Source organism: Desulfosarcina sp. (genome assembly GCF_046496365.1).
Lineage (GTDB): Bacteria > Desulfobacterota > Desulfobacteria > Desulfobacterales > Desulfosarcinaceae > Desulfosarcina.
Genome location: NZ_JAWOHB010000099.1, coordinates 25,499 through 37,947 on the forward strand (window position 1 = coordinate 25,499; position 12,449 = coordinate 37,947).

The window sequence follows — 12,449 nt, forward strand, 5'->3', positions numbered from 1 at the left end:
TAATCCAGGGTTATTGAAATGAATAGCAAGGAAGAAAGCCGGCCTAAAAAACACGTGATGATCCGAATTGCCGCCTGCATGCTGATTCTATTGTCGGGCTGGGCGGGAATGAACGGACTGGCCAGCCTTAAGGAGCCTCCCGCCGAAGCCAAAACCGAAGAACGGCCAATAAAGGTTCAGGTCACCACCGTTCAGCCCGGGGACTATCCGGTAGCCATCACCGGTTACGGTGAAGCCAGGGCGCTGACCGTGGTGACCATTTCACCGGAGGTCTCCGGCCGGGTGGTATATACCCATCCCAGCCTTAAGGCCGGGCAGATCATTCCCCCTGGCGAGGTCATGTTCCGAATCGACCCATCCGATTACCAGGCCGGTCTCCAGGAGGCCAGGGCCGGGGTTGACCAGTGGCGGACGGCTGTGGCGCGTTTGAAAAAGCAGTTGGCCATCGACACCCAGCGAATGAAAACCCTTGAAAGAAGTGCGCAACTGGCTAAAACCGAATTCGAGCGGATCAAGGGGTTGTTCGATGCGGACCGTGTGGGGACTCGGTCCGGTGTGGATCAGGCTGAGCGCGCCTATAACAGTGCCCTGGATCAGGCGGATCAGATTTCCCAGGCCGTAAGCCTTTACCCGTTGCAGATACGTGAAGCCGAAAGCAGTCTGGCGTCCATGCGGGCGCGCCTCTCGGTGGCGGAAACCAATCTGTCCCGCTGTACGATCACGGCCCCCTTCTATGCCCGAATCCAGTTCGCAGCGCTGGAGGTCGGCCAGTTTGTGTCCCCCGGGCAGACCGTATTGACCCTGGTCGATGATACAGTCCTGGAAATTCAGGTCTCTCTGGACAGCCGTGATGCCCGTCGGTGGCTGCAGTTTGAGCCGGTCAGCGACAGGCAACCCATCGCCTGGTTCACCGCGCTCAAGCCGGTCGAATGCACCATCCGTTGGACCGAAGATAAAACCGGATCGGCGTGGACCGGCATCCTGAACCGAGTGGTGAAGTTCGACCAGCAGACGCGGACCCTCACCGTGGCCGTGCGGGTCAACCCCCAATCTGCCATGGGCGACCGCCACCGATCGCTGCCGCTGGTGGAAGGGATGTTCTGCACGGTCGACATACCCGGCCGAACCATGCGCGCCGTATACCGATTGCCCCGCCAGGCGGTAAGCTTTGAAAACAAGGCCTATCTGGTCAATGCCGACAAGCGGCTCAAAACGGTGGATGTGCGCGTGGAACGCATCGAAGGGGAGCATGTGTATGTCGGCCAGGGGATCAACGCGGGTGACACGGTGATTCTCACCCGGCTCATCGACCCACTTGAAAATGCACTCCTTGATGTTGCCGAGGCCACGGGTGGCGGGGGGGCCGCATCATGAAACGGGTGCTTGCCGCATTTGCCAGGAACACCGTGTTTGCCAACATCATCCTGGTGATGATTTTGATCGCCGGCACCATCGCTACGGCCAACATGATCCGTGAAACCTTTCCCGAGTTTTCCCTGGACATGATCACCATTGCGGTGCCCTATCCCGGCGCCGATCCGGAAGAGGTGGAAGAGGGGATCAGCCGCAAGATCGAAGCGGCCATCGAGGGACTGCAGGGCATCAAGCAGTACACCACCGAATCGTCCGAAGGGCTGGGTTCGGCCAATATTGAAATCCGCGAGGACTACGAGGTGGACGAGGTTCTCGACCGGGTGCGCACCCAGGTCAACGCGATCTCCACCTTTCCGGTGGACGCGGAAAAGCCGGTGATCAGCGAGTTGCTGCTCAAGGATGTGGTGACGCTGCTTTACCTGTCCGGGGATATGTCCGAGCGGCGGATCAAGGAGTGGTCCGAGCAGGTCAAGGACGAAATACAGCAGCTACCCAATATATCACAGGTGGAAAGCTTCGGTGCGCGCGATTATGAAATCGCCATCGAAGTCTCCGAAGAGCGGCTGCGTCAATACGGCCTTGCCTTTTCCGACGTGACCGAAGCCGTCCGCAGCAGCAGCCTCAACTTGGCCGGCGGCACCATCCGGACCCGCGAAGAGGAGATCCGTGTGCGCACCATGGGGCGCAAGTATACGGGTGAGGAGTTGGCCTCGGTGGTGGTGCTGGCGCGTCCGGAGGGGGATGTGGTCACCTTAGGCCGGCTGGCCCATATCGACGACGGATTTGCCGAGGACCCCATTGCCGCGACCATCAATGGCGAGCCTGCCGTTTTGCTGATTGTATACAAAACACCCGAAGAAGATGCCCTGGTGATCTCGAAAACCATCCACCGGTACATCGACGAAAAGCAACAGCAGGTGCCGAAGGGTGCCAACATTGAGATCCTCTACGACAACACCGACATGCTCAGGGCGCGGATCGACCTGTTGATGAAAAACGGCATTATCGGCCTGTGCATTGTCTTTTTGCTGCTGTGGTGTTTTCTCAATGCACGGCTCTCCTTCTGGGCCGGCATGGGCATTCCCATTTCGATTGCCGGCGCCCTGGTCATCCTCTGGGCCATGGGCGGCACCATCAACATGATCTCTCTTTTCGGCCTGATTATGGTGCTGGGCATCGTGGTGGATGACGCCATCGTGGTGGGCGAGGCCATCTATGTCCACCGCATGCAGGGCAAGACAGCCCTGAAAGCCGCTGTCGACGGAGTCTCGGAGGTGGGGATGCCGGTGATTGCCGCCGTGCTCACCACCATTGTGGCTTTCACGCCCCTGTTCTACGTAGGCGGCATCATGGGGAAATTTATATCCATTTTGCCCGCGGTGGTGATCGCCTGCCTGGTGGTGTCGCTGGTTGAGTGCCTCTTTCTGCTGCCGGCCCATTTGAGCCACCTGCCGTCCCCCAACCGGCCCGCCGATCAGGAAAACAAGCTGGTCCGGCGGCTATCCCGTGTGCAACAAACCACCTCCCGGTGGATGGAGCTGTTTGTGGCCCGCGTGTACATGCCCTTTCTCAGCAAAGCCCTCCACTGGCGGTACATATCCCTGGCCACGGCCATCACCGTGCTCATGCTCACCGTCGGCCTGGTGCGCAGCGGAATCATCAGGTTCGAGGTTTTTCCCAAGCTGGACGGGTTCGTGATGACCGCCACGGCGGAGTTTCCCAGCGGCACCCCGCCTGAGGTCACCCGCCGGGCCATCGCAGAGGTTGAGGCATCCCTGACGCGGCTGGACAAAACCCTTCAGACCCGATCCGGCGATCCATTGGTCCGGGATCGGTTGACCCTGGTGGGCCAGACCCTGAGCGACTTGCCCCAGCTGGGACCGCAATATGGCTCCGTCCAGGCCATTTTACTGGATTCCGAAGCCCGGGGCATCCATACCGAAGAGCTGATGGTGCTCTGGGAAAAGGAGATCGGCACCCTGCCCGGCATCAAATCGCTCACTTTTACCGGCATGGAGGCCGGCCCGCCCGGTGATCCCATCGAAGTCTGGCTGCAGGGCCATGACATGGACGATATGTTGCGGGCCGCTGATGAGTTGATGGCGCGGCTGAGAAAATTCGACGGCGTGTACCAGATCCGCACCGACTTTTCTCCCGGCAAGAACGAGATGCGCCTGAGCCTCAAGCCGGAAGCGCGGGCGCTGGGACTCACCGTGGAGGATCTGGCTCGCCAGATCTACGCCGGCTACTATGGCGACGAAGCGCTCCGGCTTCAACGGGGCCGGGATGACATCCGGGTGAAGGTGCGCTACACCGCCGGGGAGCGCAACCGGCTGTCCGACCTGGACCAGGTTCGCATCCGCACCGCCGGCGGGCTTGAGGTGCCGCTCATGTCCGTCGCCGATGTCACCTTTGCCCCCGGATACTCCACCATTACCCGTACCGACGGCATGCGCCGGGTGGCGGTGAGCGCCGGTGTGGACACCCATAAAGCCAATGCCAACGAAATCTTTGCGGAGTTGTCGGCCAACTACTTCCCCGAGTTGAAGAAACGCCATCCCGGGATGTTCGTGGCCCTTCAGGGAGAGCAGAAGAAGATGCGCGAATCCTTCGGCAGCCTCTTCATCGGGTTTCCGCTGGCGGTGCTGGGCATCTTTATTGTCATCGCCACCATGTTCCGTTCCTACGCCCAGCCCATCGTGATCATGTTTACCGTACCTTTTGGTATAATCGGCGCCGTGTTCGGCCACATGCTCATGGGCTACGATCTGTCCATTATGAGCATCTTCGGTATGGTGGCCCTTACCGGGGTGGTGGTCAACGACGCGATTGTGCTCATCGAGCGCATCAACGAGAATATTGCCTGCGGCATACCTTTTTTTGATGCGATCCTTCAGGGAGGCACCCGGCGCTTCAGGGCTATTTTCCTGACGACATTGAGCACGGTGGGGGGGCTGGCCCCCTTGATTCTGGAGACCGATTTTCAGGCCAAGTTCCTTATTCCCATGGCGTTATCCATCGCCGCCGGGGTGGCCTTTGCCACCATGCTTACGCTGGTTCTAATTCCCAGCCTGCTGGTCATCCTGAATGACCTGCGGCTGGTGGTTCACCGTTTCAAACACGGCCATTGGCCCAAGCGTCTGGATGTGGAACCGGCCAGAAACCGGCATGAGGATCCCCTGGCCGATGACCAGGGGCAACAGCCATTGCCGACTGTGGATGTCTGCAAGGCGTGTCTCCCGAAAAATTGTTGAGCGGGGAAGGAAAATACCTTTTGCAGCAGAAAAAGAAAGTGTGAACCCAATGAAAAAACAGACCAGCTGGTTTATCTTACCCATGCTATGTTGGCTGGCTGCCCTGCCGCTGACCGGTTTTGCCCAGGAAACCAGCGCAGCGGTGCCTGACGCTGGGGGAAGTCCTGCCAGTGCCGATGCGGTTGGCTGGGAGGCCATGTCGACCCTTGATCTCGAAACCGCCGTCAGAATTGCTCTGACCGGTAATCCCGGTTTGGAAGCCGCCGCGGCCAGGGTCCGTCAGGCCAAGGCGCAGGTGGAACAGGCGCGTTCCGCCTACTGGCCACGACTGGATGCCAATGCCTCAGGTTCCCGGTTGGATCTCTCCAACACCGCCTATGAGGAGCGTCTGGCCGCTACCCGGTTTTTTATCCCGGGTGCTTCCATCGATGATCCCGAAAACTATTACCATGCGGATCTGACCGCAACCTGGACGCTGTTTGACGGATTCGAACGCAAATTTTCCAATGCCGCGGCCAATTATGGAGAACAATCCAGCAGCGCCGCATTGAATGATGCCCGCCGGCTGTTGATTTCCGCTGTGGCAGATGCTTATTTTTCGGCCCAGCTTGCCTTGGAGAACATTTCCATCGCCAAGGCCGACGAGGCCTTCAACCAACGGCAGCTTGCCGATGCCGAAGCCCGCCAGCGTGTGGGCACCGGTGCGCTGAGCGACGTGCTCAACTTTCAGGTGCGCAAAAACCAGGCCAAAACCACCCGCATCAACCAGGAATACCGGCTCGAGATCGCCCGCTACGGGTTGGCCGCCCTGCTGGGGCTTCCCGACTCCCGGCTTCCGGTAAACATGCAGCTGGCCCCTCTCACCCCGGAGACGGCCGCGGAGCTCTCCATCCCACCGGTGGATGCGCTGATCGCCACTGCCATGGAACATCGCCCGGATATCCAGCAGACCCAGTGGAGCATCAAACAGACCGAGGCACAGGTCAAAATCGCCCAGTCCGACAACTATCCCACGGTTGTCCTGGCGGGAAGCCTGGACGGCGAACGGGTCGATGACCCGGGGTTCGGGCAGGATGATTTCGGCAACCGCGTCCAGGTAGGCCTTGCTTACAACTTATTTGCCGGCGGTTTTACCCGGGCAAAGGTCCGGGAGGTCCAGAACCGGCGGGTGGAGCTTGAAAAACGTCTGGAGGAGCTGATGCTTTCAGCCAAATCCGAGATCCGCAGCTCCGCGGCGCTGGTAGCGACCGCCCAAAGCCAGGTGGCGCTTCAGCGCGAAAATTACGACCTGGTTCAGCGTACCCGGGATCTGGTCGAAAAGGAATATAACGCCGGCCAGGGGTCTCTCGTTCGCCTCAACGAGGCCCAGAGGGATCTGACCACCGCCCAGAGCAACCTAGCCCTGGCCCTGGTCGGCCTGCGCCAGGCCTGGATAGCGCTTGAGACCCGCACGGGAAATGTCCTGGCCACCTATGGACCGACCCAGTAGGTGGCACTTGCCTGTAGCTCCTCTTCCAGGACGGCAGGACCAACGCGGCGGCGTTTACGGCATCGGCAATAGGCTTGCGCAATGCGTCTTGGTTTTTAATCAGGCAGGCCAACCGAAATTGCCGCGCCATCTGCGGCGGCTTTGCCACAGCCAGGCGATACAGATGCAGGCCGCAAAAAAAGCACTCAGCGCTCCGGCTTCAGGCAACACATCCACCAGGTTCCCTCCTCTGACGAACACATCCAGGGCCCCGTTCAACCCCCAGGCCAGGGGAGAGATGACGCTGATGGTCTGCATGAATTCCGGCATGGCGTAAACCGGCACCATGATCCCCCCTATGGCAGCGGCGATGACGATGGAGATGGGACCGAACATGGAGGCCTGTTCGTAGGAGTCGACCACCGTTCCCAGCAGCGTGCCGTATCCCGTGGCTGCCAGAATGGCGCTGGCGATCATCACCAGAAGGGCCAGGGGCGTGCCGCCCATCTCCAGGGGTGGGGTTCCCCAAAGCGGCAGCACCCATTTGCCGATGCATCCGATCAAGGTGCATTGGACCAGGCAAATTCCCATATAAGCGAGGATTCGTCCTGACGCCAGGGTCAGGTAAGCTACCGGCATGGCCAGCAGGCGTTGGTGGGTTCCATTGATGCGTTCCTGGATAAAGGCGCCGGCCATGGGCAGAACAATGAAAAAGATGCCGAACAGGCACCACGCCGGCACGTTCTGTTGTACCGAGGTGGGGAGGACTGCCCGCATTTCACCCAGTGCCCCGCCGTCTTCAACCCGCAGCAAGGGGAGGTCGGACCATTTTAACTGCAGATCCATCTGCGGCGGCGGAACATTTAAACCGGCAACTGGCTCAAGGGCTGCCGTTATTGACCGGTTGATGCGTTCGGGCAGTATCCGGGCCAGGGCGGCCATCTTTTCGTTCACCTCCAGCCTGAGCGTCATCAGATCCAGGAGGTGTCTCACCGCCGAGCGGAACCCTCCCAGAACGGTCGGATCGAAATAGACTTCGATTACCGGTGGCGGGGCCATGGCCCCGCCTGCGCCTTCCGCGGAAAGACTCTCCAGGGCACTCTGCCGGGCGCGGTTCTGGACCGCACCGGTCAATCCGGATGGAATGATCAGGCAGAGCGGGTAGGCGCCCCTGGCAACGAGACCCAGCGCTTGCTGCCGGTCCGGCGTCCTGCCGTCCAAAGCTTCGATCACCAAGACCCCATGGGTGTCCTTGAGGGCGTCTGCAATCTGACGGCCCAAGGTCTGTCCATCGCCGTCGATGAGCAGGATGCGGGTCTGGCTCTCCCCGATGGCTTTCAGGGCGTTTTCCTGGACCAGGGTGATTACCACCACCAGCACCGCCGGCATGACGAAGAGCACCAGCAGCCCCGCGCGGTCGCGGACAAGTAGCAAGAGTTCCTTTTGAATGACGGCGATCAGCTGCAGCATGTTATCCATCCCTTAACTGTTTTCCGGTCAGGTTAAGAAACAGTTCACCCAGATCACCGACGCCGGCGTCCTGGACCAGCAGCTGGTCCAGCCTTCCTTCGCTCAGAATCCGCCCCTGGTCCATAATGGCGATCCGTGAGCACAACCGCTGGGCCTCTTCCATGTAGTGGGTTGTGTACAGTATCGTGGTGCCATGATCCCTCAGTGTTTCGATTCTCGTCAGGATCAGGTGGCGCGACTGGGCATCGATGCCCACGGTGGGTTCATCCAGGAAGAGAACCTGCGGTTGGTGAAGAATTCCCACTGCCAGGTTCGCCCGGCGCTTCATTCCACCGGAAAAGGTGCCGACCCGCTGGTCAGCCCTGGTTTCCAGCCCTACCGCCAGCAGGGTTTCCTCGATCCGCCGGTTCAGAAGCGTGCCTTCCAAACCGTGGAGTTTGCCGAAAAAGCGCATGTTTTCACGGGTGGTTAATGCCGGATAAAGGGCGATCTCCTGGGGAACCAGACCGATGATCCGGCGCACGGCGCGCTGTTGACGCAGCAGGTCGTAGCCTTTGATGACGACCGAACCGGATCCGGGGTTCAGTATTGTGCTCAGGATCGCGATGGCAGTGGTTTTGCCGGCACCGTTGGGTCCTAGAAGGCCGAACACCTCGCCTGCATGCAAACGCAGATTCAATCCATCCACTGCCGGGTGTGCACTCCCCGGATAGTGATGGGTCAGTCCCCTGGCTTCCAAAGCGGGTGGGGTGGACACGGAAAGGGTGCGTTTCTTACTCACGACTGCATACCCGTCAATTCAATATGGTCCAGGCGTAGGTGTTTCCCACGCCCAGTTTCAGGCAGACAATGGAACGGTCGGCCGGCAATTCCCGGGCCGGCACCGGCTGGGCTGAGCCGCTGCCGGGGTAGATCCGGTTTTTTCTGCGGCTTAAGGCGGCAATGGCAGTGTTAAAGGCGCTGTCGATGGCCAGATCACCGTAAACATGGGAGTAGCAGGCAGTGCGGGCGCCCGGCAAAAGCCATTTTCCATAATCCGCCCGGGTGGCGGCAAGCCCACCTTCTGCCAAAAAATAAATGTCCCCCATGGGTCGTTGGCGTGGTTCTGCACAGATGCGCCCCAGCGACGTTTCGTGGATAAGGGCGTAGGGGGTCGATACGGTATCGGCCGCTTTGAGGACGAAAAAGCAAGCCCCTTCCCCGGCCAAGGGTGCCGGCATCTCTGTAGGGTCTATTTTCTTCAGCGTATCCTGGGTCTGCCGATGAACATGCCACGCATACGCATGGGCATGGCTCAGTTGGTCGACCCCACCTACGAGCACGGCATCCACTCGCTGTTGCTGCAGCCAGGTAACGCCGGTCATCAGGGCCGAGGGAAAGGAGAGGTCCTCATGGGTAATGGAATGATTGGGTCCCATCTCCCCCAGTGCGATGGATATGTAAGCGGCGGCTGCATTGTGCACCGAATTTGAAAAGCGGATCGGTGATCCGCAGATCTCTTCCTTGTCTTCGAAGGGGTACTGAAAATCGTAATTGTTGCCGGTTGCGCCGTTGCCGGTGGCCACGATGATACCCATGCGCCCGCGCCTGCTTTTATCCAGGAGTTCGGCGTCGGCCATGGCCTCGAAAGCGGCCAGCAGCCCCAGCCGATTATAGTGGTCCATCCGGCGAAGGACCCGCGTGGGAACATAATCGGCCAATGGACTGGTGTCTGCCGTCAGGCATGGCACCTGGATAGGTCCCTGATGGGTCAAAATGGGAACTTGGGTCGCTGCCACCCGGTTGCCGTCGAGGGCCTTTTCCAGCGCGGGCAACCCGCTGCCAAAGCCTCCCACCACGCCGATGCCGCATATGACCACCTTCATGATAAGCATCCTTTTGATCCGAGGACCAGGACCGAATTGCTGCCTCCGAAGGCCAGGGTTTGGGTCAGGGCCACGCTTCCGTGTACGGGCGTCTGGATGGCCACAGGATGGGCGGGCATCTGCGGGTCCGGGGTCTCATAACCAGCCGTGGCGGGAAGGACGGCACGCGTCAGGCAGCCCAAGGTGAGTGCCGCTTCGATGGGCCCGGCAGCACCCAGGGCATGTCCAGTGTAGCCCTTGGTGGAAAGAAAGGGCTTGCCGGGAAAAAGATCGGCAATAATCTGGCTTTCCACCCGATCGTTGCCGAGGGTACCGGTGCCGTGGGCGTTGATAAAGCAGATTTGATCGGCAGGGGTTCCGGCAGTGGCGAGCGCTTCGCCAATGGCCAGGCGCAGCCCCTGGCCGTCGGGCCGCGGCTGGGTAAAGTGATGGGCGTCGGCAGCGCCGCCATAACCGAGGATGTACCCCACCGGGTCGATCTGCCATGACCGGCAAAAGGCGGGTGATGCCAGAAGGAAGATCGAAGCCCCTTCGCCCAGGTTCAGCCCTTTTCGATACCGGTCGAAGGGCCGGCAGGGGTGTTCATCGTTGATAAAAAGGGACTTGAATCCATAGTAAACCCGAGGGGTGAGTTCGTCGGCCCCCCCTGCGATCACGGCATCGCAGTACCCTGCGGCGATCCAGGCGGCGGCGATGCCGATGGCGTCGCTGCCGGCCGAGCAGGCATTGGCCACGGTCTGCTGAGGGCCGGACAGGTCCCAGGTATTGGCTACCAGGCTGGTGGGGTTGGTGGCCAAAAAACGGTCCCGCGGCAGCAGAAACGAACCGGTCTTGGTTTGTCCGATCTCATATCCGGCGGTGACGCCGATGTTGGTGCCCACACAGACGCCTACCCGCTGCCGCGCCAGGCTGTCGGGTTTCAGATGCGCCTGGGCCACGGCCTGCTGGGCGGCGATAAGGGTCATCCGGCAGGTGCGCGGCAAGGTGGGGCAAAAAGGCCACGGGTCCAGGAATCGATCGGGTACTTCGAATACCGGTTGTGAGGTCTCACAATGGGACGGGAATCGGCTGGGAAGGCCGAAGTTGCGGCTGCCGGTATAAAGGGCTTGCATGCAGCCATCGTAGGTGGCACCCAGTGCACAGATACAACCCACACCGGCAATGGCGACAGGATTCATGGATCAGCCCTGCAGCAGCCCTTCAGCCGGGCCTCGATGAAGGCCGCCAGGGTGTTGATGGACTGAAAGGCCGCACGGGCTTCGTTCATTTCTTTCATGGGAATGTTGAAATTCTGTTCCACCTGGTAGACGATTTCCAGCGCATCGATGGAATCCAGTCCCAGCCGGCCGCCGAAGAGCGCTTCGTCATCGTCGATGGTTTCCGCTGTAAAATCCTCCAGATTGAGTTCAACCACCAGGATCTCCTTGAGCCGATGTTGAATCGTCATGGTGCCGGGGTTCCTTCGACCAATTTGGAAACAGTTATTTAATGTGATCCTGATTCTCCGGTTCCTGCCGGTGCCTCAAACGATCTGCAACAACTTCCGGTAGACTGACGACTCGCCGTCGGCACATTCGTTTAGAAGGTTCGCCATGGCTTCGTAAGTGTCCTCCCCCGAAGCCCTTCCCTTGCAAAGGCGCCCACCGATCACGGCAAATTTGCGCCAGCGGTCACCGACATCGGTCATAACTCGGGACAGCTCCAAAAGCTGGGGGTTTTCCAAAAGGGCAGCGGCCTCCTGAAGAAACGCGGCAAACATGAACCTGAAACCGGCACCTCCCGTGCCCAGCTCTTCCTGCATGCGGATCAACTGCCCCACATACAGCAGCGCGCGCTTTTCGCCCAGTTTTTTAGGCCATTTTTTGACTTGACCGGCAAGAAAGCGAATACCCCGTATGCCGATCACCGGACCCGGCGTGCTAAGCATGCGGCGACACACTTCCCGGATGCCTTTGCAGGCGGCAGGCGCCGGATCCACCTGCCGGGGCACCTGTTTCAGGTGGTACATGGTGCCCTTGGGGGCCATGGCGCCCTTGGCGAAGCGGGCTTTGAGCAGGTCGCTGCGGCCACAGCGTTCGGGACTCGGAAAGACCGGATCACTGATGATGTAGTCATTGCCTTCTTTGCCATAAACCACAAGGTTGTGCATGTTAAAGTGAAATCTGAAGGCCGGCGGAAAATAGGGCAGCCAATACCCGCCGGTGCGGCAGGCCACCGGGATGCCCTGCTCCAGCCGTTCATCCAGAGCTTCCATGGCCTTGTCCGGATTCCTGAATTTCTGCGAGTGTACCTGGCATCCCAACCGTTTGGCGACCCGTTTGAAGATGCCTCCCACCTCGCAGCGGTAGGTGGTCAGGGGGAGATTGTTGATCCGGATGAATGGCAGATATCCGAAGAACATGCCGGAACCTATTCCAAAGGCCATGGCTTCGCTGATGTCAACGCCGTAATGGTGGAGCAGGTTCGAGCAGACGCCGCTTTCGCAGTGGGCCGATTGTCTGTGGGTAAAATCAATTTTCACAACCGCCTGTGCGGCGGGATTCGAAGGGGCCGAAAAGCCTGGGTTTAAATTTTTCATTGGTTTCGAGTCACCGGCGTGTGGATTTCAGGGACTGTTTTCAGCTCCTGGACGGAGATGTCGAAAACGTCGGCGTAGCGTTGCAGCCAAGCAGGTGCCAGGCGGCTGAAGGGTCCGGTCTTCAGGTGCAGCCAGACCTTCAGCCGGCCAACTCCCGCATACTTGGCAAGCAGGCTTATGCCCATCTGGTGGCAGGCCATGTGGTAGGCCAGGGGACTGGCCTGGCCGGCACGAACCTTTCTCAGTGCATCGACGGCGGCTTCGTCAATCAGCTCCCAGGCCTGGCCGTTGGCGATATTTTTGGGGTTCCATCCCGCGCTGCCAGCCAGGACATAATTTCCCTGGTCATCCACGGCGTAGCAAATTTCCCGGCGGTGATCGTTCATCATGCCCGGATCCTGGGGGACTTCATCAATTTTCATGGGTGCAATTCCGATCCT

The 12,449-nt window shown here is 59.9% G+C and carries 10 protein-coding genes; 3 read left to right on the plus strand and 7 right to left on the minus strand.

From position 1 onward, the window contains the following. Nucleotides 1–18 precede the first annotated feature (18 nt). Genes R6V78_RS07745 through R6V78_RS07755 form a run of 3 tightly spaced genes read left to right on the plus strand, consistent with a single transcriptional unit; the run spans nt 19 to nt 6,117 of the window. Nucleotides 19–1,374 (plus strand): efflux RND transporter periplasmic adaptor subunit, encoded by a 1,356-nt coding sequence (locus R6V78_RS07745; RefSeq protein WP_410288767.1) that lies wholly within the window; start codon nt 19–21, stop codon nt 1,372–1,374. Next, a complete protein-coding gene (locus tag R6V78_RS07750; RefSeq protein ID WP_410288768.1) occupies nt 1,371–4,628 on the plus strand; it encodes an efflux RND transporter permease subunit in 3,258 nt (1,085 codons plus the stop codon). Before R6V78_RS07745 ends, R6V78_RS07750 begins: the two co-directional genes overlap by 4 nt. A gap of 49 nt (nt 4,629–4,677) precedes the next feature. After that, the gene (locus R6V78_RS07755; protein ID WP_410288769.1) at nt 4,678–6,117 is read left to right on the plus strand and encodes a TolC family protein; all 1,440 of its coding nucleotides are present in this window, start codon (nt 4,678–4,680) and stop codon (nt 6,115–6,117) included. 99 nt (nt 6,118–6,216) lie between these two features. Here R6V78_RS07755 and R6V78_RS07760 read toward each other — a convergent pair whose 3' ends face one another. The 7 genes from R6V78_RS07760 to R6V78_RS07790 all read right to left on the minus strand — a co-directional run bounded on the left by R6V78_RS07760 (nt 6,217) and on the right by R6V78_RS07790 (nt 12,431). Continuing rightward, complete coding sequence (locus tag R6V78_RS07760) at nt 6,217–7,575, minus strand: ABC transporter permease (protein ID WP_410288770.1); 1,359 nt, start codon at nt 7,573–7,575, stop codon at nt 6,217–6,219. After that, entirely contained in the window at nt 7,568–8,347 is a 780-nt protein-coding gene (locus R6V78_RS07765; protein ID WP_410288771.1) for an ABC transporter ATP-binding protein, read from the minus strand. Before R6V78_RS07765 ends, R6V78_RS07760 begins: the two co-directional genes overlap by 8 nt. A gap of 13 nt (nt 8,348–8,360) precedes the next feature. Next, complete coding sequence (locus R6V78_RS07770) at nt 8,361–9,431, minus strand: beta-ketoacyl synthase N-terminal-like domain-containing protein (protein ID WP_410288772.1); 1,071 nt, start codon at nt 9,429–9,431, stop codon at nt 8,361–8,363. After that, nucleotides 9,428–10,609: a beta-ketoacyl synthase N-terminal-like domain-containing protein gene (locus tag R6V78_RS07775; protein ID WP_410288773.1), complete on the minus strand. Its 1,182-nt coding sequence runs from the start codon at nt 10,607–10,609 to the stop codon at nt 9,428–9,430. Before R6V78_RS07775 ends, R6V78_RS07770 begins: the two co-directional genes overlap by 4 nt. Then, nucleotides 10,606–10,878 (minus strand): phosphopantetheine-binding protein, encoded by a 273-nt coding sequence (locus R6V78_RS07780; protein ID WP_410288774.1) that lies wholly within the window; start codon nt 10,876–10,878, stop codon nt 10,606–10,608. The genes R6V78_RS07775 and R6V78_RS07780 overlap by 4 nt, the downstream gene beginning before the upstream one ends. 75 nt (nt 10,879–10,953) lie before the next feature. Next, entirely contained in the window at nt 10,954–11,952 is a 999-nt protein-coding gene (locus tag R6V78_RS07785) for a BtrH N-terminal domain-containing protein (RefSeq protein ID WP_410288775.1), read from the minus strand. 53 nt (nt 11,953–12,005) lie between these two features. Beyond that, nucleotides 12,006–12,431 carry a hypothetical protein gene (locus R6V78_RS07790; protein WP_410288776.1) on the minus strand — a complete coding sequence of 142 codons (426 nt, stop codon included), beginning with the start codon at nt 12,429–12,431 and terminating at the stop codon, nt 12,006–12,008. Nucleotides 12,432–12,449 lie beyond the last annotated feature (18 nt).

Coding starts and splice junctions, on each gene's coding strand:
- R6V78_RS07745 (WP_410288767.1), top strand. CDS start 19: ATGAATAGCAAGGAAGAAAGCCGGCCTAAAAAACACGTGATGATCCGA.
- R6V78_RS07750 (WP_410288768.1), top strand. CDS start 1,371: ATGAAACGGGTGCTTGCCGCATTTGCCAGGAACACCGTGTTTGCCAAC.
- R6V78_RS07755 (WP_410288769.1), top strand. CDS start 4,678: ATGAAAAAACAGACCAGCTGGTTTATCTTACCCATGCTATGTTGGCTG.
- R6V78_RS07760 (WP_410288770.1), bottom strand. CDS start 7,575: ATGGATAACATGCTGCAGCTGATCGCCGTCATTCAAAAGGAACTCTTG.
- R6V78_RS07770 (WP_410288772.1), bottom strand. CDS start 9,431: ATGAAGGTGGTCATATGCGGCATCGGCGTGGTGGGAGGCTTTGGCAGC.
- R6V78_RS07775 (WP_410288773.1), bottom strand. CDS start 10,609: ATGAATCCTGTCGCCATTGCCGGTGTGGGTTGTATCTGTGCACTGGGT.
- R6V78_RS07780 (WP_410288774.1), bottom strand. CDS start 10,878: ATGACGATTCAACATCGGCTCAAGGAGATCCTGGTGGTTGAACTCAAT.
- R6V78_RS07790 (WP_410288776.1), bottom strand. CDS start 12,431: ATGAAAATTGATGAAGTCCCCCAGGATCCGGGCATGATGAACGATCAC.